General features: G+C 68.5%; 25 protein-coding genes. 10 read left to right on the plus strand and 15 right to left on the minus strand.

The features are described 5' to 3' along the window. Positions 1–3 precede the first annotated feature (3 nt). Positions 4–1,167, minus strand: a complete 1,164-nt coding sequence (locus IAI54_RS19065) for an amidohydrolase (RefSeq protein ID WP_235679099.1) — start codon at positions 1,165–1,167, stop codon at positions 4–6. Between the two features lie 10 nt (positions 1,168–1,177). After that, positions 1,178–2,827: an FAD-binding dehydrogenase gene (locus IAI54_RS19070; RefSeq protein WP_187973237.1), complete on the minus strand. Its 1,650-nt coding sequence runs from the start codon at positions 2,825–2,827 to the stop codon at positions 1,178–1,180. 192 nt (positions 2,828–3,019) lie between these two features. Between IAI54_RS19070 and IAI54_RS19075 the strand changes: the two genes are divergently transcribed. Then, the gene (locus IAI54_RS19075) at positions 3,020–3,373 is read left to right on the plus strand and encodes a DUF1304 domain-containing protein (protein ID WP_187968695.1); all 354 of its coding nucleotides are present in this window, start codon (positions 3,020–3,022) and stop codon (positions 3,371–3,373) included. Between the two features lie 4 nt (positions 3,374–3,377). On the opposite strand, the gene IAI54_RS19080 is transcribed toward IAI54_RS19075, so the two are convergent. The 7 genes from IAI54_RS19080 to IAI54_RS19110 all read right to left on the minus strand — a co-directional run bounded on the left by IAI54_RS19080 (position 3,378) and on the right by IAI54_RS19110 (position 9,539). After that, positions 3,378–4,409 (minus strand): peptidoglycan -binding protein, encoded by a 1,032-nt coding sequence (locus IAI54_RS19080; RefSeq protein WP_187968696.1) that lies wholly within the window; start codon positions 4,407–4,409, stop codon positions 3,378–3,380. 1 nt (position 4,410) lies between these two features. Beyond that, entirely contained in the window at positions 4,411–5,433 is a 1,023-nt protein-coding gene (locus IAI54_RS19085) for a MotA/TolQ/ExbB proton channel family protein (protein WP_187968697.1), read from the minus strand. A gap of 108 nt (positions 5,434–5,541) precedes the next feature. Then, the gene (trhA, locus tag IAI54_RS19090) at positions 5,542–6,225 is read right to left on the minus strand and encodes a PAQR family membrane homeostasis protein TrhA (RefSeq protein WP_187968698.1); all 684 of its coding nucleotides are present in this window, start codon (positions 6,223–6,225) and stop codon (positions 5,542–5,544) included. Between the two features lie 94 nt (positions 6,226–6,319). Then, the gene (locus IAI54_RS19095; RefSeq protein WP_187968699.1) at positions 6,320–7,126 is read right to left on the minus strand and encodes an inositol monophosphatase family protein; all 807 of its coding nucleotides are present in this window, start codon (positions 7,124–7,126) and stop codon (positions 6,320–6,322) included. Positions 7,127–7,157: 31 nt separating this feature from the next. Next, the gene (efp, locus tag IAI54_RS19100) at positions 7,158–7,724 is read right to left on the minus strand and encodes an elongation factor P (protein ID WP_187968700.1); all 567 of its coding nucleotides are present in this window, start codon (positions 7,722–7,724) and stop codon (positions 7,158–7,160) included. A 112-nt stretch (positions 7,725–7,836) separates the two neighbouring features. Continuing rightward, positions 7,837–8,895, minus strand: coding sequence for an SEL1-like repeat protein (locus IAI54_RS19105; RefSeq protein ID WP_235679100.1), 1,059 nt, complete (start codon positions 8,893–8,895; stop codon positions 7,837–7,839). After that, complete coding sequence (locus tag IAI54_RS19110; RefSeq protein ID WP_187968701.1) at positions 8,892–9,539, minus strand: thiamine phosphate synthase; 648 nt, start codon at positions 9,537–9,539, stop codon at positions 8,892–8,894. The genes IAI54_RS19105 and IAI54_RS19110 overlap by 4 nt, the downstream gene beginning before the upstream one ends. A gap of 168 nt (positions 9,540–9,707) precedes the next feature. Between IAI54_RS19110 and IAI54_RS19115 the strand changes: the two genes are divergently transcribed. The 6 genes from IAI54_RS19115 to rcdA all read left to right on the plus strand — a co-directional run bounded on the left by IAI54_RS19115 (position 9,708) and on the right by rcdA (position 15,295). Next, on the plus strand, positions 9,708–10,478 hold the full coding sequence (locus IAI54_RS19115; protein ID WP_187968702.1) for a sulfite exporter TauE/SafE family protein: 771 nt from the start codon (positions 9,708–9,710) through the stop codon (positions 10,476–10,478). Positions 10,479–10,562: 84 nt separating this feature from the next. Beyond that, complete coding sequence (locus IAI54_RS19120) at positions 10,563–11,798, plus strand: OpgC family protein (RefSeq protein ID WP_187968703.1); 1,236 nt, start codon at positions 10,563–10,565, stop codon at positions 11,796–11,798. Positions 11,799–11,845: 47 nt separating this feature from the next. Then, positions 11,846–11,989: a hypothetical protein gene (locus IAI54_RS19125; RefSeq protein WP_187968704.1), complete on the plus strand. Its 144-nt coding sequence runs from the start codon at positions 11,846–11,848 to the stop codon at positions 11,987–11,989. Positions 11,990–12,135: 146 nt separating this feature from the next. Next, positions 12,136–13,767 (plus strand): acyl-CoA synthetase, encoded by a 1,632-nt coding sequence (locus IAI54_RS19130; RefSeq protein WP_187973239.1) that lies wholly within the window; start codon positions 12,136–12,138, stop codon positions 13,765–13,767. Between the two features lie 198 nt (positions 13,768–13,965). Beyond that, the gene (locus IAI54_RS19135) at positions 13,966–14,391 is read left to right on the plus strand and encodes a hypothetical protein (protein WP_187968705.1); all 426 of its coding nucleotides are present in this window, start codon (positions 13,966–13,968) and stop codon (positions 14,389–14,391) included. Positions 14,392–14,770: 379 nt separating this feature from the next. Continuing rightward, complete coding sequence (gene rcdA / locus IAI54_RS19140) at positions 14,771–15,295, plus strand: protease adaptor protein RcdA (RefSeq protein ID WP_187968706.1); 525 nt, start codon at positions 14,771–14,773, stop codon at positions 15,293–15,295. A 6-nt stretch (positions 15,296–15,301) separates the two neighbouring features. Here the strand turns inward: rcdA and IAI54_RS19145 are convergent, their stop codons facing one another. Then, positions 15,302–16,084 carry a TSUP family transporter gene (locus tag IAI54_RS19145; RefSeq protein ID WP_235679102.1) on the minus strand — a complete coding sequence of 261 codons (783 nt, stop codon included), beginning with the start codon at positions 16,082–16,084 and terminating at the stop codon, positions 15,302–15,304. Between the two features lie 218 nt (positions 16,085–16,302). Between IAI54_RS19145 and ruvC the strand changes: the two genes are divergently transcribed. Beyond that, positions 16,303–16,821 (plus strand): crossover junction endodeoxyribonuclease RuvC, encoded by a 519-nt coding sequence (gene ruvC / locus IAI54_RS19150; RefSeq protein ID WP_187968707.1) that lies wholly within the window; start codon positions 16,303–16,305, stop codon positions 16,819–16,821. Positions 16,822–16,847: 26 nt separating this feature from the next. On the opposite strand, the gene IAI54_RS19155 is transcribed toward ruvC, so the two are convergent. The 4 genes from IAI54_RS19155 to IAI54_RS19170 are packed head-to-tail and all read right to left on the minus strand — an operon-like array spanning position 16,848 to position 19,456. Next, positions 16,848–17,492 (minus strand): carbonic anhydrase, encoded by a 645-nt coding sequence (locus IAI54_RS19155; protein WP_187968708.1) that lies wholly within the window; start codon positions 17,490–17,492, stop codon positions 16,848–16,850. A gap of 50 nt (positions 17,493–17,542) precedes the next feature. Next, on the minus strand, positions 17,543–18,322 hold the full coding sequence (locus tag IAI54_RS19160) for a DUF429 domain-containing protein (RefSeq protein ID WP_187968709.1): 780 nt from the start codon (positions 18,320–18,322) through the stop codon (positions 17,543–17,545). After that, positions 18,319–19,203, minus strand: coding sequence for a pyridoxal kinase PdxY (pdxY, locus tag IAI54_RS19165; RefSeq protein ID WP_187968710.1), 885 nt, complete (start codon positions 19,201–19,203; stop codon positions 18,319–18,321). The genes IAI54_RS19160 and pdxY overlap by 4 nt, the downstream gene beginning before the upstream one ends. Positions 19,204–19,207: 4 nt before the next feature. After that, positions 19,208–19,456 (minus strand): hypothetical protein, encoded by a 249-nt coding sequence (locus IAI54_RS19170; RefSeq protein ID WP_187968711.1) that lies wholly within the window; start codon positions 19,454–19,456, stop codon positions 19,208–19,210. A gap of 247 nt (positions 19,457–19,703) precedes the next feature. On the opposite strand from IAI54_RS19170, the gene IAI54_RS19175 reads away from it, so the two are divergent. After that, positions 19,704–20,213: a GNAT family N-acetyltransferase gene (locus IAI54_RS19175; protein ID WP_187968712.1), complete on the plus strand. Its 510-nt coding sequence runs from the start codon at positions 19,704–19,706 to the stop codon at positions 20,211–20,213. Between the two features lie 99 nt (positions 20,214–20,312). Next, positions 20,313–20,846, plus strand: a complete 534-nt coding sequence (ppa, locus tag IAI54_RS19180; protein WP_187968713.1) for an inorganic diphosphatase — start codon at positions 20,313–20,315, stop codon at positions 20,844–20,846. A gap of 775 nt (positions 20,847–21,621) precedes the next feature. On the opposite strand, the gene IAI54_RS19185 is transcribed toward ppa, so the two are convergent. Next, on the minus strand, positions 21,622–22,251 hold the full coding sequence (locus tag IAI54_RS19185; protein ID WP_235679103.1) for a hypothetical protein: 630 nt from the start codon (positions 22,249–22,251) through the stop codon (positions 21,622–21,624). Positions 22,252–22,376: the final 125 nt, after the last annotated feature.

Consider the following 22,376-nt stretch of genomic DNA (forward strand, 5'->3'; position numbering starts at 1 on the left):
GCCTCACCCCAGCATCGTCCGCGCCGCGCGCAGGAAGATGCGCGCGCCGATCGGGATCAGGTCGTCGGGAAAGTCGTAGTCGGGATTGTGCAGCTGCGGGTGCGTCTCGCCCGCGCCGAGGAACAGCATGGCCGACTTCGCGCCGTGGCCGAAGCGGCCGAAATCCTCCGAGGCGCGCATCGGAAGTTCGGCCTCGTCGTGGCTGACGCCTTCCGCATCCAGCGCGGCTTCCAGATGCGCGGTTGCGTCCGGATCGTTCAGGCTCGCGAGAAAGACCTCGTGATAGTCGACGGCATGGCCAAGGCCGCCAGCGCCGGCCTCCTGCCGCACCAGCGCCTCCGCCGCAGCCATCAGATCCGCCATCCGCTCGTCGAGCCGGGTACGCAGCGTGCAGCGTATCTCGGCCTGGCCGGGCTGGATGCCGTAGACAGGTTCGCCCATGGCGACGTGGCAGACGGTGACCAGCGCGAAGTCGTCGCGGCTGAAATGGCCGGCCGACAGCGCGGTGAGGGCCGGCATCAGCCGGCTTACCGCCATCATCGGCGAAATTCCGGTCTCGGGCATCGAGGAATGCGCGGTCCTGCCCGTGAGAACGATGCGCATGCCGCGCGAGGCGCAGTTCACCACGCCCGGCTTCAGCCGCACGTGGCCGAGCGGCGTGCCCGGCAGATTGTGCAGCGAGAACGCGTAATCCGGCGCGATTTCGGGGAAACGCGGGTCGGCGATCACCCCGGCCGCGCCTTCGCCCGTCTCCTCGGCAGGCTGGAACAGCAGGACGACGCGGCCCGTCGCCGGTCGCCGTCGCGCGAGCTGGCGCGCCATGGCGGCGAGGATGGCCGTGTGCCCGTCATGGCCGCACATGTGCGACTTGCCCGGCACCCGCGACCGGTGCGGCGCATCCGAAAGCTCCTCGATCGGCAGCGCGTCGAGTTCGGAGCGGAAGAGCAGCGTCTGCCCCGGCCGGCCGCTGTCGAAGACCACCGCCACGCCATGCCCGCCCATCTCCGTCAGCACCCGGTCGGGGCCGGTTTCGGCGAGGAAGGCGACGACCTCGCGCGCCGTCCGTTCTTCCTCGCCGGAAATTTCCGGATTCTCGTGGAGCCTGCGTCGCCACGCCGTCAGCTCGGCGATGTCGGCATTGGTGAAATCGTGCTGCATCAGGTCCATACCGCTCTCCTCATCGCGCCGCGTGGCGGCCCGCATTCCTGCCCGAGAAGATGCAGCCGCCGAGGAATGTTCCCTCCAGCGCGTTGGTGCCGTGGTAGCCGCCGCCGCCGAAGCCCGCAACCTCGCCGGCCGCGTAGAGACCGGGGATGGGCTCGCCGGCCGCGTCCAGCACCTGCCCGTCGAGGTTGGTGTGCAGCCCGCCCAGCGTCTTGCGCGTCAGGATGTTGAGCTTCACGGCGATCAGCGGACCGTTCGCGGGATCGAGAATTCGATGCGGCCTGGCGGTCCGGATCAGCTTGTCGCCGAGATAGGCGCGCGCACCCCGGATCGCCGTCACTTGCGCATCCTTGGAGAAGGGGTTGTCGATCTCGCGGTCGCGCGCCTCGATCTGCATCCGCAGCCGGCCGGCATCGATCATGGCTTCGCCGGTCATCGCGTTCATCGCCTCCACCAGCGCACCGAGATCGTCGCGCACGATGAAGTCCGCGCCCTTTTCCTTGAAGGCTTCGACCGGCGGCGGCGCAGACGCGCCGCGGCGGTTCCGCAGCACCGCCCGCCAGTCCTTCGCCGTGAAATCCGGGTTCTGTTCGGAGCCCGACAGCGCGAATTCCTTCCTGATGATCGTCTGCGTCAGCACGAACCAGGACCAGTCATGGCCCGTCGCGAGGATGTGCTTCAGCGTCGACAGCGTGTCGAAGCCCGGCATGCAGGGCGCGGGCAGCCGCTCGCCGCGCGCGTCGAACCACATCGACGACGGTCCGGGCAGGATGCGGATGCCGTGGTTCGGCCAGATCGGATCCCAGTTCCGCACACCCTCGGTATAATGCCACATGCGGTCCGCATTGATCACCGCTGCACCGGCGTCGCGGCTGATGGCGATCATGCGGCCGTCGACATGGTGCGGCACGCCGGCCACCATGGTCTTCGGCGCTGGCCCGAGCCGGTCGACCGGCCAGGCCTTGCGCACCAGATCGAGGTCGCCGCCGATGCCGCCGGAGGTCACCAGCACGGCGCCGGCCGACAGCTCGAAGCCGCCGGTCACCGCGCGGCCGGACCTCTGCCCGCGCTGCACGGTCGACGGCTCCAGGATCTCGCCCGCCACACCCGTCACCGCGCCATTGGTGCGGACGAGGCGCGAGACGCGGTGGCGGAACTTCAGCGTGATCAGGCCAGCGGCCGCATGCGCCCGCACGCGCCGCTCGAAGGGCTCGACCACGCCCGGCCCGGTGCCCCAGGTAATATGGAACCGTGGCACCGAATTGCCGTGGCCATGTGCATGGCCGCCGCCGCGCTCGGCCCAGCCGACGACGGGAAACCAGCGCATCCCCATGGCATGCAGCCAGGGCCGCATCTCGCCGGCCGCGAAGTCGACATACGCCTCGGCCACCTTGCGCGGCCAGAAATCCTCCGGCCGGCTGAACTGCGCCGATCCCATCCAGTCCTGCAGCGCGAGTTCCCGGCTGTCGCGGATGCGCAGGCGGCGCTGCTCCGGGCTGTCGACGAAGAACAGGCCGCCGAGCGACCAGAAGGCCTGTCCGCCGAGAGAATTTTCGCCCTCCTGTTCGAGGATGGTCACGCGCCTGCCGCGATCGGCCAGTTCCGCCGCCGCGACGAGGCCGGCGAGCCCCCCGCCGACGATGATGGCATCGCAATCCATGATGGTCCCTCCCGGTGTGCCGGGCCGAGTTAGGCACGCGGCGCGAGACCGATCAAGCCGAAGCACGTCGCCGGCCGGTTCACCACCGAACGGGCCGCACGTCTTGAGCGGGCCATGCGGGCGGAGCGCCTCCCCGGCCTTGACGGCGCCGCGGGTCGGACGTCATGTCTCCCGACCGAAAAACGGGGGTGCCGAATGGTCTCGACGATCCTGATCGCGCTGGTGGCGGCGCTGCACGTCTATTTCATGTATCTGGAGATGATCGCCTGGGACACGCCGGCCGGCCACAAGGCCTTCCGGCTCGATCCGGCCTTCGCGGCACGCTCGAAGGCGCTGGCGATGAACCAGGGACTCTACAACGGCTTCCTCGTCGCCGGGCTCGTCTGGGGCCTCTGGCTCGGGGCGGAAGGCTTCGCCATCAAGCTCTTCTTCCTCGGCTGCGTGGTCGTGGCCGGCCTGTTCGGCGCCGCCACGGTCTCCCGCAAGATCCTCTATGTCCAAGCGCTTCCCGCCGCGCTGGCACTGGCGGCACTGCTGATCGGATGGTGAGGCCTCACCGCTCGGTCAGCTTGAGCTCGATGCGGCGGTTTCTGTTGCGGGCGTCGGGGGTGTCGCCTTCGACCAGCGGCTGGAACTCGCCGAAGCCGGCGGCCACGAGCCGGGCGGCGGGAACGCCCTGCGCGACCAGATACTTCACCACCGACACGGCACGCGCCGAGGAGAGTTCCCAGTTGTCGCGGTAGCGGCCGGTGCCCGACAGCGGGACGTTGTCGGTATGGCCGTCGACGCGCAGGACCCAGTTGATCTCGGGCGGAATCTCGCGCTGCAGGTCGATGATGGCGGCGGCGAGCTTGGCCATCTCGACGCGCCCGGCCTCGTTGATCACCTCCGAGCCGGAGGGGAAGAGCACCTCGGACTGGAACACGAAGCGGTCGCCGACGATGCGGATGTTCTCGCGGTCCGACAGGATCTCGCGCAGCCGGCCGAAGAAGTCGGAGCGGTAGCGGTTCAGCTCCTGGACGCGCTGCGCCAGGGCGACATTGAGCCGGCGGCCGAGATCGGCGATCTTGGCATTGGACTCGCGGTCGCGCGTCTCCGAAACGTCCAGCGCGTCCTCCAGCGCCGCGATCTGGCGCCGCAGCGCCGAGATCTGCTGGTTGAGGAGCTCGACCTGCGACAGCGCGCGCTGCGAGATCTGCCGCTCGCTCTCCAGCTCGCCGCTGAGCGCGCCGATCTGGTCGCGGGCAGCGGCGTCGGCGCCCGAGCCGGCGGCGAGCAGGCTCTCCAGCCGCGAGCGCTCGGTCTCGGCCGCCGTGAGCGAGGCCTGCAGGTTGGCGAGCTGGTCTTCCGTGTCCTGCGCGTTCGACCGTTCGAGCGCAAGCAGCTGGGTCAGCTCGTTGATCTGCGAATTCAGCCGGTTCAGCACCTCGTCCTTGCCGCTGATCTCGCGCGACAGCAGGAACTGCGCCAGCACGAACACGGACAGAAGGAACATGATGGCGAGGAGCAGCGTCGACAGGGCGTCGACGAAGCCCGGCCAGTAGTCGATGCCGCGTTCCCGCCGGCGTCCGCGCGCCAGCGCCATGTCAGCTGCCTCCCCGCTTCTTCAGCGACTGTGCGATGCTTTCAAGCACCGCGCGGGTCGCCCGCTGTTCCTCGGCCTGCGATTCCACCCAGTCGCGCATCATCTGCTGCTCGCTGCGCATGTTCTTCACCAGCCCCGAGATGCCTTCCGCTAGGTTTGCCATCGAGGTTGCGACGCGCTGGCTGGAGCCGCCGGTCTCGCTGATCGAGCGCAGCTGCTCGGCCATCCGGCGCATTTCTTCCGACGACGTGTTGCGACCCGGGTCGATGGCCGGCGCATCGGATCCGAGATCGGTCACCGACGACAGCCAGTTTTCGAGTTCGGTGTAGAAGCGCGTCTGCGCCCGGCCCGCCTGCAGGTCGAGGAAGCCGAGCACGAGCGATCCCGCAAGACCGAACAGCGAGGACGAGAAGGCCGTTCCCATGCCGGCGAGAGGCGCGGCGAGGCCCGTCTTCAGCGCATTCAGCACATCGTTGGCATCGCCCGATCCCGGATCGAGCGACTGGATCGTGTCACCGATGGAGCCGATGGTCTGCAGGAGGCCCCAGAAGGTGCCGAGCAGGCCGAGGAACACGAGGAGGCCGATCAGGTAGCGCGAGATGTCGCGGCTCTCGTCGAGGCGCGTGGCGATGGAATCGAGGATGGTTCGAAGCGACACCGTGGTGAGCGCCGTCGCCGAGGACCGGCCGAGCAGCACCTTCATCGGCGCCAGCAGCACCGGATCGCGCGTCTCCAGGCCGCCCGCGCGGAAGGAGTTGACCCAGCGAACCTCCCGGAACAGCCGCACCACCTGGTTGAAGGCGAGCAGCACGCCGACCGCCAGCACGCCGATGATCAGGCCGTTGAGGCCGGGATTGGTGGTGAAGGCGGCGGAGATCTGCCGGTACAGGATGGCGGCGACGAAACCGGCGATCGCCAGGAAGATCAGCATCGACAGCAGGAAGACCTGCGGACTGGAGAGCTTCTGCGGGTCGTACTGGCCGCCCGAAAGCGCCTCATCCGCCGTTGATCCGAACCATGCCATGCCAAGCCTCAGTCTCTGTCCCGCACCGATGGCGACTGTATCCGCAATTGTGACGAAAATGAAAGGACGCGCCCCGCGCCACTGCCGACGAATTGGCCTTTTCCGCCGTCAGAGCCGATGGATGACCAGCAGGTCCATCATCGCCGCCAGGTGAAGTCCGGCGCCGGACACCACGAAGCCGTGCCAGACCGCCGACTGGAAGCGAAGGTCGCGCCAGACGAAGAAGATCACGCCTGCCGAATAGCAGATCCCGCCGGCCGCGATGTACCAGATCGTGCTCGCGGGGACGATCTCGGCGAGATCGCCCGCGATCACGATCCCGCTCCACCCGATGGCGAGATAGAACCCGATCGCGACGCGGTCGAGACGGCCGGGAAAGGCCAGCTTCAGGGCGATCCCGGTCAGCGCGGCGCCCCAGACGACGGTCAGCATGATCCCGGCGGTCGGGCCGTCCAGCTGCGCCATCAGCGGCGTATAGGTTCCCGCGATCAGGAGGTAGATCGCGGAATGGTCGAACCGCCGCAGGATCCATTTGGCGCGCGACGCCGGCCACAGATTGTAGGCGCACGATACCGAAAGGACGGTCAGCAGCGACACGACGTAGAAGATCGTCGCGACGTACTCGGCCACTGCCGTTCGCCCCGCGGCGAGCCACAGCAGGATCGCGCCGGCCGTGATGGCGAGAACGATGCCGACCGCATGCACGATCCCGTCAGCCAGCAGTTCGGCCCGGGTTATTCGGCGCCAGTCGGCGTGGAGATTGACGTAAGGGTGGCGGCGGTTGAGCGTCATGCAGGCACCTTGGCAGGCCGATGTGACGGAATTATCGCCGCCCCTGCCCGCACCTGCAACCGAACTCGCTTCGGACGATCCCCGGCGCCCGGTCTCAGGCCGGACGCGGCGTCAGCGGCTTGCGCAGCTGCCGCAGCAGCACCCGGTGGATGGTCTCGTTGCCTGCGACGACGTTGCCGCTCTCCAACATGTCCTGGCCCCCTTCGCGGTCGCTGGCGAAGCCGCCCGCCTCCCGGATGAGCAGCAGGCCGGCGGCCATGTCCCACGGCGAGAGACCGCTCTCCCAGAAGCCGTCGAGCCGCCCCGCCGCGACATAGGCCAGATCGAGCGCGGCGGCCCCCATGCGGCGGATGCCGGACACTTCGCCCATGACGTTGCGCAGTTCGATCAGCGCGTTGCCGTGGTGGCCTCGGCCGAGGTGCGGAATGCCGGTGCCGATGACGCTGTCGGAGAGCTTGGTCCGCCCTGCGACGCGGAGACGGCGGTCGTTCATGAAGGCGCCGCCGCCGCGCTCGGCCGTGTAGAGCTCGTCCATCGCGGGGTTGTACACCAGAGCTGCCTGGAGCTGGCCCTGACGCTCGAGCGCGATCGAAATGGCGAAGATCGGGATGCCGTGCAGGAAGTTGGTCGTGCCGTCCAGCGGATCGACGATCCAGCGGTGCTGGGAATCCTCGCCCTCCACGGCGCCCCGCTCCTCCATCAGGAACGAGTAGCCGGGCCGCGCGCGCGACAGTTCCGTGAAGATGATCTCCTCGGCCTTGCGGTCGGCCTGGCTGACGTAGTCGCCGGGCCCCTTCATCGAGACCTGGAGGTTCTGCACCTCGCCGAAGTCGCGCGACAGCGAGCGGCCCGCCTTGCGCGCCGCCTCGACCATCACCCTCATGAGCGCGGAATACGCCATTCGATCCAGTCCCGTCCGGGTGTTCGGCGCGTCAGTCGGCGCGGCGGATGTAGGTGATCTCGTTGGTGTCGACGAGAATCTTCTCGCCGGCCGAGATGAAGGGCGGCACCAGCACGCGGATGCCGTTCTCGAGCACGGCCGGCTTGTAGGACGACGCGGCGGTCTGCCCCTTCACCACCGGATCAGCCTCGGTGATGGTGAGCACCACCTGGTCGGGCAGAGAAATGCCGATCGGCTTCTCCTCGTAGAGTTCCACCGTCACGGTCATGCCGTCCTGCAGGAAGGCGGCGCGGTCGCCGACGAAATCCTTCTGCAGTTCGAGCTGCTCGTAGCTCTCGGTGTCCATGAACACCAGCGCATCGCCCTGCTCGTAGAGGAAGGAGAAGTCCTTCTGCTCGAGGCGAACCTTCTCGACCGTCTCGGCCGAGCGGAAACGCTCGTTGAGCTTGGTGCCGTCGATCAGGTTCTTCAGCTCGACCTGATTGTAGGCGCCGCCCTTGCCGGGCTTGACCGCATTCGTCCGGACCGCGACCCAGAGACCGCCATTGTGTTCGATCACGTTGCCTGGACGGATTTCGTTGCCGTTGATCTTGGCCATTCTTGCATCTTTCGGAAGAGCTGGACCCCGAGAGGCCGTTTCGGCGCCTCCAAGACCATAAATCGCATCGGGAGGCAAGAGTTGCCGTCCGCGGGCGCCGGGACGCGTTCAGCTACAGCCGGTTGGCGCGCTCGATCGCCTGCTTCTGTTCCTCCGCCGTCAGCCCCCGGAGGAAGTCCTCCATCTCCAGGTCGCGAAGGCCTGCCCGCCGCGCCTTGATGTACCAGGCAGCCGCCAGGATCGGGTCCGGCTCGGTGCCGAGTGCGTAGACGTAGAGCTTGGCGAGGCGGTTCTGCGCCGCCACGTTTCCCGCCTCGGCGGCCCGCCGCATCCAGCCGAAGCCCGCGTCGTAGTCGATCCTGCCGCCCCGCCCCTCGACCAGCCAGGTCGCGAGATCCAGCTGCGCGGAATCGAAGTTCTGCATCGCCGCCATCGCGAGGTAGTTGCGAGCCTTGATATCGTCCGGCGGACCGAGCACGCCGGTGGTGTAGATCTGCGCCATGGCATACTGGGCATCGGCCAGGCCTGCGCGGGCGGCCTGCTCGTAGTAGGGAACGGCCTTGCCCATGCCCTTGGGCCCGCGCTCGCGATCCACGAGCATCTGGGCGTAATTGAAGGCGGCCAGCCGGTTGCCGGAATCGGCGGCTTCCTTCATCAGCTCGAAGGCGCGGTCACCGTTCTTTTCGGCGAACTTCCCGTCGATCATCAGCAGCGCATACTGGAACTTCGCTTCGGGAATGCCGGCCTCGGCCGCCTTGCGGTACCATTCGGCGGCCTCGGCCGGCTTGCGGGGGACCCCGAGCCCTCTCGACAGGATTTCGGCCACCAGCGTCTGCGCGGCCCCGTCGCCCTTCTCGGCCCGCGGCAGCGCGAGATTGTAGGCGGTGATGTAGAGCCCGCGCTGGAACGCGCCGAAGGCCTCGTCCGGCGCCTTTGCGCCGAAGCGGGAGGGAATGGCGGGCGCCGAGAGCAGGGTGGTCGGTGTCTCCCCGGATGCGGTGGGGGCCTTGCCGATCGCGTCAGGGGCCACCGGCACCACTCCGCGGGCGAGCGCGGGCGCATCGGCGGGAAGCTCGGCCGGCGGCGGCGCAAGCTCGTCGACCAGCGCCGGCGCGGGGCCGGACGCCGCCGTCAGGAACAGCAAGGCGAGGGCCAGCCGCCCAGGCGTCACGTCTCGGCCTCGAGCGTCGGCATCGCTTCGTCCAGCAGGCGGTTCGCCTCGGCCACCGCCGCCGCAGGGTCCGTTGCCCCGAACACCGCCGCCGAGACGGCGACGAACTCGACGCCCGTGCGGGCGACGTCGGCGACGGAGGCGATATCGCTGCCGGCCATCACGATGCAGGGCACCTCGATCATCTCCGCCCACCAGGCCCCCAGAGTGAGGTTCCGATGATGTGGAGCCGGCGTATTGTCGTAGCCGAAGCGGCCGAAGAAGAGGTAGTCGGGTCTGAGTTCGCCGAGGTCCAGGGCGTCGTCGCGGGTCTTGGCGCCGCCAGTACCCACCATCATCTTGTCCTGCAACCGGTCGATCGCGTCGGCCAGCACGTCCGGCTTGCCCTCGACATGGACGCCGTCGGCCTTGACCCGCGCCGCCACGCGCGTGTCGCCCGCGATCATCGCGGCGGCGCCCCGGGCCTGGATCACCGGCACGAGGACCTCCGCGAGCTTCTGGAAGGCCGCGTCGTCGAGGCCATACTGCGGCAGGATCACCGACGCGACGTCGCCACCCGAGAGCGCGGCCTCGAGAGCGGCAGCGCCGACGTCCTCAGGAGCGATCAGCACGAGGCGGCAGCGGATTGGGGCGTCGTCGGTCATGGTATCCATCTCGGGCAGGCCTATGGAGCCGGATCGTGGTCTCAATTTGGCATAGACAAGTGCAGGACGCATTGCCAGCGCCGCGCTTTCGGCAGTCCAGCCGCCGTTTCGGCTCGCAATCGCCGGCCGGAGCGTCTATCGCTGCGCCTCCTCCGACGTGACCCCGCCATGGACGCCCTTCCCACCGATCCCTTCTTCTACGCCGCCGCCATCCCCGCGGTGATTCTCGTCGGCCTCGCGAAGGGCGGGCTTGGCGGCGCCATGGGGTTTCTCGGGGTGCCGGTGATGGCGCTGGCGATCTCCCCCATTCAGGCGGCCGCCATCCTGCTGCCGATCCTCGTCGTCATGGACATGGTCTCGCTCTGGTCGTGGCGCGGCAATCATCACCTCCCCACGCTCGCCGTGCTCCTGCCCGGCGCCATGGCCGGCATCGGGCTCGGCTGGCTGACGGCCGCCGTCGTCACGCCCGACATCGTCCGCCTCATCCTGGGCATCGTCACCACGGTTTTCGTGCTCCGCTGGCTTTGGCAGAAATATGCGCGCTCCGACGTCGCGGCCCCGCAGCGTCCCCTGTTCGGCGTGTTCTGGGGCCTCGTCAGCGGCTTCACCAGCTTCGTGGCCCATGCCGGCGGGCCGCCTTTCCAGGTCTACGTGCTGCCGCAGCGCCTGGCGCCCGCGCTCTACGTGGGAACCAGCGTCATCTATTTCGCCGTGGTGAACGCGGTGAAGCTGGTGCCCTACTTCGCGCTCGGCCAGTTCGACGCCGCCAATCTGGCGGCTTCGGCGATCCTGCTGCCGCTCGCGCCGGTCGCCACCCTGCTCGGCGCCTTCATCGTTCGCCGGCTGAAGCCGGAGGCCTTCTACGGCCTCACTTACGCGACCGTCATGGTCGTCGCGCTGAAGCTGCTCTGGGACGGCCTGTCGGCGCTCTTGACGTGACCGGGCCTGGAATGCTGCACCTGCGTAATCAACTGTGATTCGCCGCGACGGAACTTCGCCCGAATCACCGACTTTTCCCACGCCATGTCTCAGATGCCCGCTCCCTCGCGCGACACGCGCCTCGACGTCTTTCGCGCGCTGGCGCTGGTCACGATCTACGTGAACCACGTGCCGGGCACGATCTACGAAAACCTGACCCACAAGAACGCCGGCTTCTCCGACGCGGCCGAGGCCTTCGTGCTGATCTCCGGAATTGCCGCAGGCTTCGCCTACGGGACGAAGTTCCAGCCGGGCCGCCGACTGCTGACCACGCTGCGGGCCTGGCGGCGCGCGGGCGTGCTCTACGTGGCGCACATCATGACCACCATCGTCACGCTCGGCATCTTCGCGGCCGGTGCGCTGTGGTTCGCCGAGCCCGCACTGATGGGGAGCATCAACATCCAGGCGGTCGTCCAATCGCCCGTGGAAGCCCTGTTCGGGCTCGTCTCGCTTGGCCACCAGCTGGGCTACAACAACATCCTGTCGATGTACGCGGTCGTGCTGCTGATGCTGCCCGGCTTCCTCCTGCTCATGCGCTTCGGGCTGGGTCCGCTGCTGGCCGTCTCCTTCGCCCTCTGGCTCGGGGCGGGATTGTGGCGGGTCGGACCGGTCAACTACCCGCAGGACGGGCTGTGGTTCCTGAACCCGCTGTCCTGGCAGTTCCTCTTCGTCATCGGCCTGTCGGGAGCCGTCCATGTCCGGCGCGGCGGGACGATTCCCTTCGTGCCCTGGCTCGCCGCCGCGGCGCTCACCTACCTCCTCGTCGGCTTCGCCTGGGTGCGCATCCCGCTCTGGGGCATCGACGTCTCGATGGGCCTGCCGGCGGTGCTGACCGGCTTCGACAAGACCTTCCTGTCGGCGCCGCGCCTGCTGCACGTGCTGGCCGCCGCCTACCTGATCGTCACGATCGCGCCGCTCAACGCGCTCGCCCGCACCGATCCGCGCAACCCGCTGGCCGTGCTCGGCCGGCACGCGCTGCCCGTGTTCATCGCGGGGACGCTGCTCGCCATGGCCGGACAGGTGCTGAAGCAGGTTCTCGCCGGAAGTCTCGCGCTCGACACCGCGCTGATTGCCGGCGGCATCGCGCTTCAGTTCGCGCTCGCCTTCTGGTTGGAGTGGCTCGGACGGCTGGAGAAGCAGGTGGCGGCCCGCCCGGTCGGCGGCGGCCGGGAGCAGGCCCCGCTGCCTGCCTGGCCCGCCTCCCAGCCGAAGGCGGCCTCTCCGGCGGGCGCCGCCGCATTCGACCGCGCCGCCGCGATTTCGCCGAGGACGTCCTTGTAGTCGGTCGCGATCGTCTCGCCGGCCCGCGCCGACGCGTCCAGGCCGACATGATCCTGCAGGATCGGCGCGACGGTCAGCGGCCGCATCTTCTCGTCGAGCTTCAGTTCCGGCACGCGCTTGATGCGCTGTTCGAGCGCCTTCTTCTTTTATGCGGAGAGTTTTTGCATGAGCTCGACGCCGTTGCGGCTTGACGTCGACACCCCCGCGCTTGCGGCCGGGCTCGGAGCAGGTCACTCTTGCGTCGGCGCGAGACACACCATAGGCCATCGACGCCACCAAATGAAGGGGAGGTCGCATGGAAGCCAGGCACGCAGGCGCGGCGGGAGCCGCAGCAGGGATGTACGACGAGGGGCTCGGCCGTAACCCGGCCAATCACCAGCCGCTCACGCCGCTGACCTATCTGGAGCGCGCGGCGCGGACCTTTCCGGACCAGACGGCGGTCATCCATGGCGAGGCGAAGCTGACCTATGCGCGCTTCTACGCGCGCAGCCGCATGCTGGCCTCCGCGCTCGCCGGCAAAGGCATCGGCAAGGGCGACACGGTGACGGTGATGCTCTCCAACACGCCGGCCATGCTGGAAGCGCATTTCGGGGTGCCGATGGTCAAGGCGGTGCTGCATTCGCTCAACACCCGCCTGGATGCGGCGATCATCGCCTTCCAGCTCGACCACGCCGAAACCAGGGTGCTCATCGTCGATCGCGAGTTTTCCGCCGTCGTGCGCCAGGCGCTGGACCTTGCGACCGTCCGGCCCCTCGTCATCGACTACGACGACCCCGAATATCCTGCCGACGCCCCCTATCCCAAGGGAGAGCGCATCGGCACGGTCGACTACGAGGCCTTCGTGGCATCGGGCGATCCCGCCTTCGAATGGTCCATGCCCGACGACGAGTGGGACGCGATCTCGCTCAACTACACGTCCGGCACGACCGGCAATCCGAAGGGCGTCGTCTACCACCATCGCGGTGCGGCGCTGATGGCGTATTCGAACACCATCCATGCCGGCATGGGGCGGCACCCCGTCTATCTCTGGACGCTGCCGATGTTCCACTGCAACGGCTGGTGCTTCCCCTGGACGCTCGCCGTCCAGGCCGGCACCCATGTGTGCCTGCGCTGGGTGCGGGCGAAAGCCATGTACGACGCCATCGCCGACCACGGCGTAACGCATCTCTGCGGCGCACCCATCGTCATGTCGACGCTGATCAACGCGCCCGAGTCCGACAAGCGCGCCTTTTCGCAGACGGTCTGCTTCAACACCGCGGCCGCCCCGCCGCCGGAAGCCGTGCTGGCCGGCATGGCCGATGCGGGCTTCATGGTCACCCATCTCTACGGCCTCACCGAGACCTACGGTCCTGCCGTGGTGAACGAGTGGAAGGGCGAGTGGGATGCGCTCGACCGCGGCGCGCGCTCGGCGAAGAAGGCGCGCCAGGGCGTCCGCTATGCGGCCCTCGACGCACTCACGGTGATGAATCCCGAAACGATGACGCGCACCCCCGCCGACGGCGAGACGATCGGCGAGGTCATGTTCCGCGGCAACATCGTCATGAAGGGCTACCTGAAGAACCGGGCGGCGACGGAGGAGGCGCTGGCCGGCGGCTGGTTCCACTCCGGCGATCTCGGCGTCATGCACCCCGACGGCTACATCCAGCTGAAGGACAGGTCGAAGGACATCATCATCTCCGGCGGCGAAAACATCTCCTCGATCGAGGTCGAGGACGCGCTCTACAAGCATCCGGCCGTCGCCTCCTGCGGCGTGGTCGCGAAGCCGGACGAGAAGTGGGGCGAGACGCCGATCGCCTATGTCGAGCTGAAGCCCGGCAGGACGGCCACCGAGGAAGAGATCCTCGCCCATTGCCGCACGCTGCTCGCGCGCTTCAAGGTTCCGAAGCAGATCGTCTTCGCCGAGATCCCGAAGACCAGCACCGGCAAGATCCAGAAGTTCCGGCTGCGGGACATGGCTAAAGCAGGCTGAACCGGCTTGCTGCGCCGGGTGCCGCCCAGGCACCCGGTCGCGCCTGCCGACGTCGCTGCTTTTTTAGCTTTGTGCGAAATACCTAACAGTATCGATCCCGGCATTCGTCCAGACAGCATCTCGACGCCGCCACGTGCCTTTCGTCGGAAATCGAAAGGTCGCAGCGGCGAATCGCTGAAACGACGAAAGGCATCCGAAATGCAGGGCGCTGCACGCAATTTCTTCACCCTCGCCATCCTCTATGCGGTCGGCGGGCTGATGCTCGGTCTCCACATGTCCATCACCCATGATCACGGCCAGATGCCGGTCCATGCCCACGCCATGGTGGCGGGCTGGCTCATGTCGGCGGTCTTCGCCTTCTTCTACCACCTCTTCCCCGTTGCCGGGCAGTCGCGGCTGGCCGCCGCGCATTTCTGGCTCCAGGGCCTCTCGGGCGTTGCGCTGATCGTCGGGCTCTTCTTCCTGCTCGCCGGCAATGGCGGCGTCGAGCCGCTGGTCGCGATCGCCTCGATCGGCTTCTTCGCCGGCGTCCTGCTCTTCGCCGCGATCGCCCTTCCCGCGGTCTGGCGCGGAGCGGCCCAACCCGAGCGCCGCATCCCCGCCTCGGCGCTCCAGCAACCGTGATTTCGGGAAGTATATCCTTCCTCTCGACTGTACGGAGACAGCAAAAATGCCCCCGCTTGCCAGGCGTTAACCCTCCATTAAGCTTTACGGGCGTTTACTATGCCCGTCCAGTCTTCTGGATTTCAACCGAGCGGCTGGGGTCGCCCGGTTTGACGCCTCCCTGAAAACTCCTGAGAGCCGCCTCGCGCGGCTCTTTTTTTTGTCGCGGCTCTTCCCGGGCCGCCATCCCCCGGCGCGCCGTTAACCTTCTGTTAAACATCAGCTTGCCTTGCCGTGGGAGAACGCGCATTTTCGGCCGCAGCAGGCTTCAGGCCGGAACGGCAGGCGCGTAGAGGCGTTCGGATCGGTCCGCGACGGGGAGCGTTCGAGGGGTGATGTCATGAGTGAACCTGTCCGCCACGATGCCACGACCATCAAGCTGGCCGAACGGCGCATCTTCTCCGCGTCGTTCAAGCCGCTCTACAACGAGGGCATGGGGCTGGTGGAGCAGACTGCGGAGTATCTCGACGGCGAAGGCCGCGCCGCGGCCAAGACGCTGTCGCGCCTCGCAGCCACGCTCTATGCTGCCGAATCCATGCGCCTGACCACGCGGCTGATGCAGATCGCCTCCTGGCTGCTCCTGCAGCGCGCCGCCAATTCCGGCGAGATGACGCGCGACCAGGTCGCGGCCGAGAAGGCCAAGGTGCGGCTCGACACGGCGTCGGCCCAGAACGACGTTCCCGGCTGGAACGAACTGCCGCAGGCCTTCAAGGATCTGGTCGATCGCTCGCTGAGCCTGCAGGGTCTGGTCCGCCGCATGGACGACGAGATCTACGGCAGCGGCGCGATGCCGGCGCAGCCGCCGCGCGCCAATCCGGTTTCCGACCAGATCTCGCTGCTCAACACCGCCTTCGGCCGCGGCTGAACGCGATCAGGGTCCCCACAGCGCGAGCGCCCATCGGACGCCCGACTCGGTCGCGGGCGAGGCCAGCACCGCGGCAGTCACGATGAGGCCGAAGGTCACCCTCCGGTAGGTCGCCTCGGTCGCCAGACCATAGAGCCTTGCGCCGATGGCCAGCCCCGCGAAATAGACCGGCGCAGCGGCGATGCCGAGCATCACCGGCCCGCGGTCGAACAGTCCCGCGGTCCAGAGATTGCCGATCGACAGCACCTCTCCCAGGAAGAACAGCGTGAGCAGGTTGGCCCGCAGCAGCGCGGCGGGCAGGCCGGACGCGAGCCAGTAGAGGATCACCGGCGGACCCGGAATGGAGGCCATGCCGCCGAGCAGTCCGGCCAAGCCGCCCACCCCCGCCGCGACCGCCGCATTGCGCGGTCCGCGCCACGTCCAGCCGCTCCACAGCGCCGCCGCGCAGGCGAGGATGGCGATCGAGATCGCCCACCGCAGCGTCACCGGATCGCCCGCCTTGAGGAGCAGTACGCCGACCGGCAGCATCACGAACAGCCCGGCCGCCACCGGGAGCACATCGCGCCAGCGCGCCTGCCTGAGCGCCGGCAGCGTCACCGGCAGGACCGGCAGCGAATCCATGATGACGATGACGACGATCGCCGCCTGCGGGCCGTAGAGCGCGCCGGCCACGGGCGCGACGATCATGCCCGTACCGAAGCCCGAAAGGCCGCGCGCGATGCCCGCCAGCAGCACGGTGACCAGAAGCACGCCAAGCGCGGCGTCGGGGACAGGCAGGTCTGTCGGCACTGTGCACGTCTCGCGCCCTGACGCATGTCTCCCGGAAGCGGGCACCGGTTCGGGGGAAAGACATGGGAGAAAAGGACCTGAAGCGTGCGGCGCGGATCTGCAAGATCGCGGCACGCTTCAGGCGGGTTCCGGCCGCCGTCCCCTGGACGGCGGTGGAAATGTTTCTCATTTGTTCACTTCAGCATGGCAATGGTCCTCGACTCGCATAGGATAGGTCCATGGCAGAGACGATTCGCATCATCGGCATCGACCCGGGCCTCCGGCGCACCGGATGGGGCATCATCGAGGCCTGCGGCAATTCCCTGCGCTTCCTCGGCGCCGGCACGATCCGGTCCGACGACAAGGCCGATCTCGCCTCGCGCCTGTGCCAGCTGCACGACGGTCTCGCCGCCATCGTCCACGCCGAGCGGCCGGACGAGGCGGCGGTCGAGCAGACCTTCGTCAACAAGGACGCCACCGCGACGCTGAAGCTCGGCCAGGCGCGCGGCGTGGCCATGCTGGTGCCGGCGCTGGCCGGCCTGCCGGTTTCCGAATACGCGCCGAACGCGGTCAAGAAGACCGTCATCGGCGTCGGCCATGGCGACAAGCGGCAGATCCACATGATGGTGAAGGTGCTGATGCCGCGGGCCGCCTTCGACAGCGACGACGCTGCCGATGCGCTGGCGATCGCCATCTGCCATGCCCATCACCGGCAGAGCGCGGCGGGGCGTCTGGCGGCACTGGCCAGGGCAGGCTGATCGGCGCCTGCGGTCGCGCACGCGCCTCAGGCGAGTTCGGGCCGCTCGAAATCGCCCGACTGGCGGTTCATCGCCCACAATTCTCCCGTCGAAATGTCGAACCAGGCGCCGTGCAGCGACAGCCGGCCCTTGTCCTCCAGGATCTTGACGCAGGGAAAGGTCCGCAGATTGGCGATCGAGAAGCGGATCGAGATCCGCTCCAGCGCGGTCTGCCGTTCGCCGGCGGTCATCATGCTGTTGTGGCTGACGACGTCGGCCGCCGGTGCCACCATGCTCATCCACTTTCCGATGAAATCGCCCGGCGACAGCGGCTCGGCGGCCGGATCGAGCGCGGCGCGGATGCCGCCGCAGCGGCCGTGGCCGAGCACGACGATGTGCTTCACCTTCAGGCTCTGCACCGCGAATTCCAGCGCCGCCGACGTGGAATGGTGCCCCCCGTCCGGCTGGTAGGGCGGCACGAGATTGGCGACGTTGCGCACGACGAACAGTTCGCCCGGCCCGGCATCGAAGATCGTCTCCGGCGCGGCGCGGGAATCGCAGCAGGCGATGACCATGGTCATCGGCTTCTGGCCGGACGCCGCCAGGTCCCGGTAGCGCTGCGTCTCGGTCGAATAGCGCCCGCCCATGAAGTTGCGATAGCCCGAAAGCAGGTGGTCCGGCAGATGATCCATGGGCAACCCATTGCGGCAGATGGACACACGCGTCAATGGTCTGCGGACCGTCAGGTCCAGATGGCGATCGGCAGTCCCCACCCATCCCTTCCGGGCGGATCGGGAAACGGCAGCGCCTCTCCGGCCGAATGTCGTGCGGCGATCAGCATCATCGCGGCCGCATCCAGGTAGTCGTCCGCGCCCGCTCCGCGCGGCGGCGCGGCGTCGAGAAAGGCGCGGTCGATGCCGCAGGCTTCCAGCAGCGCCTTCCGCTCCTCCATGCCCTCCGGGTTCACGCTTCCCTTGACCTTCTTCGGCGTCTGCATGGCGCGCTCGCCGTTCAGCCGCCAGAAGGCGGCTTCGGGATGCGATTCGATCACCCGCTCGCACAGCCCCGGCCGCGCGCGCAGCAAGGCGTCGAGCTCGCGGATCTTCGGGAAGATGCCGAAGGCCTGGATGGAGATGGCACGCGGCGGCTCGGACGTTGCGCGCGCCACCACACTCGCCCGGCGATGCGCCGCATGCCACGCGTCGACCGTGGTGAAGGCGTCCGCTTCGGCGAACACCGCTGCCCGCGAGGGGATGGAGAAGACGCTGGACTGCCGGGCGCCGAGCTTCTCCCGCACCAGCCGCTCGGGTCCGCGCCCGCCGTGCCCGACCCGCTCCGGCAGGCCGATCGGCATGTCGACGGCGATCACCGCCTGCGCATCGAGCGAATCGACGAGATCGGCCAGATGCGCGAAGACGGCCGCATCGAGCGCGGCGCCGGGCCGGCGGATGACCGCGATCCAGCCCGCCCTGCACCCGTCGACCCCGGCGACAGTGGCGGTTGCCGCAACCGGAGGCGTCACGCGCGCCGGTCCCGGCTGGGGTGCATCAGCTGGCGCATGTGCACCATGGCCATCGGATGCGAGAGGCTGCCGGCATCGGTCTCGATCTGAAGCTCGTCGCCGCCGCGCTTGGCCGTGCGCGCCAGAATCTCGAACACCGAAGCGGTGGTGGACTGCAGCGCCCTGTCCGGCTTCTCGCCCGCCATGAGCCGCGCCAGGAACACCGCCGCGGTCAGGTCCCCGAGACCGTTCGGCGGCCGTTCGATCATGCGGTGCTCGGCGAGCCAGGCATGCGAGGGCGTGACAAGGAGGTTGCCGATCCCGCCCGCCATCATCGCCGGGGCCGACGTGACCAGCATCGTCGGCGGACCCGCCATCAGCGCCGCCTCCATCACCGCGCGTGGCGTGTCGAGCGCGGCCTGGACGATCCACTGCAGTTCGAACCGGTTGGGCGTGGCGATGTCGGCCAGCGGCAGCAACCGGTCGCGGATCGCCGCCGCCAGCGCCTCCGGGACATAGAGCCCGCCACTGTCGCCGATCACGGGATCGCAGACGTAGCGCAACCCGGGATTGCGGGCCTTCAGCGAAGCGACGAGGCGCGCGACGCTCTCGGCCTGCGCGGCCGAGCCGAGATAGCCCGACAGGACCGCGCCCACCTCGCCCACCCAGGGCGCACCCTCGAGATCGCCGATCAGCGCCGCGAACGCCGCGTCGTCCGGCACGATACGGGTCGCCCGCCCATGTCCCGGGTGCCATGGCAGGATGACCGTCGGCACGGCCCACACCGGATGTCCGAGCGTCTCCAGCGCGAAGACCGCGGCCCGGTTGCCGACGGAACCGCGCGCGACGTGGCTGGAGATCACGATCACGGCCCGTGGTGGCGGAGCGTCCTGGAGGCTCATCGCTTCAGCCGCCCGCGAAGTAGGACAGGAGCCAGCCGGCCAGCACGACGAGCAGCACGATCCCGATGGCGCGCCCGATCCGCGTGCCCCAGACCTCGATCGGATCCGAAGGGTCGGCGTCGTCGGCGCGCATGTGCTTCTCCACGCGCCGCGCCGTCCGCACCGCCAGCGAGCCGGAGGGATCGGATTCCCGGGCGATCCGGTCGAGGATGCGCCGCGATTCCTCGTTCTCGTTGGGCGTCTTGCCTTTCATCCGGCCTCTCCCTGTCGTCGGCGGTCCGGTGTTCGTCGCCGACCGGCTGCTCCGGACCCGAGACTTGCTCCCGGACCGGACGCTGGAGCTTGCGGAGCGAAACCGGAAGATCACGGATCGCATTAGCCCATCGCAACCGACCGCGAAAGCCGGGCTCCTCCGCCCACCGCGTCAGGCGCCGTCGGCGCAGGATTTGATCTGCGGACTCTTGCATGCCAGCGCGCCGGGGCGGTAAGGTTAACAAATCATGAAGACCGCTTTGACCATAGACATCCGCCGTGCCGAGGAGAAGGACGCCTCGGCCATCGCGGACGTGCATATGGAATCCTGGCTCGGCGCCTATTCGGGCCTCATTCCCCACAAGGCGCTGAACCGGATGATCGGCCGCCGCGGCCGGTCGTGGTGGGAGAACGCGATTCGCCGCGCGTCGGCCATCCTGGTCGTCGAGGTCGGCGATGCCGTCGTCGGCTATGCCACGCTCGGGCGCAACCGCGCCCGCGAACTGCCGCACCAGGGCGAGATCTACGAACTCTACATCCGCCCGGAATACCAGGGCGTCGGCCTCGGCAGCAGGCTGTTCGCCGCCGCGCGCGAGCGTCTTGCGAGACATGGACTGAAGGGCCTCGTCGTCTGGGCGCTCGAGGACAACGCCACCGCCCTGTCCTTCTATCACGGGGCCGGCGGCCGCGACGTTGCCGAGGGCGTGGAAGTGTTCGAGCAGCGCGCGCTCAGGAAAGTCGCCTTCGTATGGGAGTGACGGGCAGGCCGCCGCCTTCCGTTCGCCGCCTGCCGGCAGGCTTGCGCTGCATTGCACAAAAAGCTAATCGCCTGCGCGACCCTGAAGGAGTTGAATTCCATGCGCATCGAAGCGATCGACATCGGCGACAATCCGCCGAACGACGTCAACGTCATCATCGAAGTGCCGGTCGGCGGCCAGCCGATCAAGTACGAGATGGACAAGAAGGCGGGCACCCTCGTCGTCGACCGCTTCCTCTACACCTCGATGACCTATCCGGGCAATTACGGCTTCGTGCCGCACACGCTGTCGGGCGACGGCGATCCGATCGACGTGCTCGTGTGCAACACCCGCCAGCTCATCCCCGGCTGCGTCATCAACGTGCGCCCGATCGGCGTGCTGATCATGGAGGACAATGCCGGCCAGGACGAGAAGGTGATCGCGGTACCCTCCCCGCACCTGACGCGGCGCTACGAGAAGGTGCACAACTACACCGACCTGCCGGAGATCTCGCTGAAGCAGATCGAGCACTTCTTCGAGCACTACAAGGATCTGGAAGCGGGCAAATGGGTCAAGATCGGCTCATGGCACGATGCCGACCACGCCAAGCAGATGATCGTCGAGGCGATCGCCCGCGCCAGGCAGGCGGGCTGACCGGCCGGGCTGTGTCCCTGCTGGGGCGGCGGCCACTCCCCTCCGCCCCGCGCCACCCCTGCCCGCATCATTCCGGACAGCCGCCCCGCGCTTCGCGCGGTTCGTCTTCCGGAACGGCGCAGGATGGCGGCCGGCGCCGCAACCGCCATCGCTTTCGCACGGCGTCCCCATCCCCGCCTTCGTCATCCCGGAACGGCGTCCGAGCGCAGCGAAGGACGACGTATCCGGGATCCATGCCTCGCCGTCCTTGCCCGCACTCCGGTGCGGGGCGACACACGGCCCGCCGTCTCCGCGATCCCGCCCCCTCTGCGCCGTCCGGCCTCTCGACCACCGCAGGGTCATGGGCGTGGCAACCGCTGCAGCGATGACGGCGGCGGTGTCGCGGGGGCGGCCGAGAGAGGTGATCCTGCCCCGGATCGCGGGGAGGGGCGGCGAGGCATGGATCCCGGATACGTGCCGTCTCGCTTCGCTCGACGTCGCGTTCCGGGATGACGACGGTGAAAGGCGTCCCGCAAGATTGAATGGATCCCGTCCTGCGCTGCCTCCGGCTTCGCCCGGGACGACGACGGTGAAAAACCCGCCGCAAGTGTAATGCGGGGCCACTGCAAAGGCCAGGCAGGCGGGCGGAACGTGTCTCCGGGCGCACCCGCCCCTGCCCGCGTCATTCCGGACCGGATGCCGAGCGCAGCGAAGGCATCCGGATCCGGAACCCGTTCCGTGACCTCCGCAGGAGCGGCCTCGACACCCTCGACGTCCAGCCCCGGAGCCGCTGCTCTCAGTTCTCGGCGCGCGTGAACGACGGCAGCGCCACGTCGCCCTGGTCGATCGTCGGCTGGTCGGCCCCGCAGACGAAATCGCGCGCCACCGCATCGGCGATGCGCCGCGCCTTGGCATTGGCGTCGCCATTGCCCTCAGCCGCCACGTAGCCCACCGCGCACCCGTCCCGCTCGTAAGGCTGGCCCACCTTCTCGACCACCAGCACCTGCACCCGTTCATCCGGATCCTCCGGGTCGCTGACGAACCAGCGATGGATGGTGGCGAAGGGCACGGCGCCGTCGCCGCGTGCCTCCAGCCGCCATTCGATCTTCGGGCCCGTCGCGTTGAAGGCGTCGAAGCTCTCCCAGACCGGGGCGAGATCGCCGGCCGGTGGAAAGCCGTAGAACAGCGATTCCCGCGCATCGGCATAGGCGATGAAGACGGGGTAACCGCGATAGCCGTCGCAGACGAGGTTCGCCCAGTCGCCGCCCTCGTCGGGATCGGCCCCGGCAAACGTCGTGCAGTTCTCCTCGACGACGAGGTCGGTATAGGCGCTGGACACCTCCTGCGCCGCGGCGGGCGCCGCAAGCAGCGCGACCGCCAGCACCCATGCCGCGAAAGCCCCCTTCGTCCCGACGTCGTTCACCATCCCCGCATCCTCCGGCCAGCGTTTCCGTCCGGATGCTAGCGCATCCGGCCCGCGCCTGTGAACCTCCCGTTGCAGCGGTGCGATCCGCACCCCGTCCGCGTCCGGCACCGGATCGAAGGAAGCCG

The sequence above is a fragment of the Aquibium microcysteis genome, from assembly GCF_014495845.1.
Classification (GTDB): Bacteria; Pseudomonadota; Alphaproteobacteria; order Rhizobiales; family Rhizobiaceae; genus Aquibium; species Aquibium microcysteis.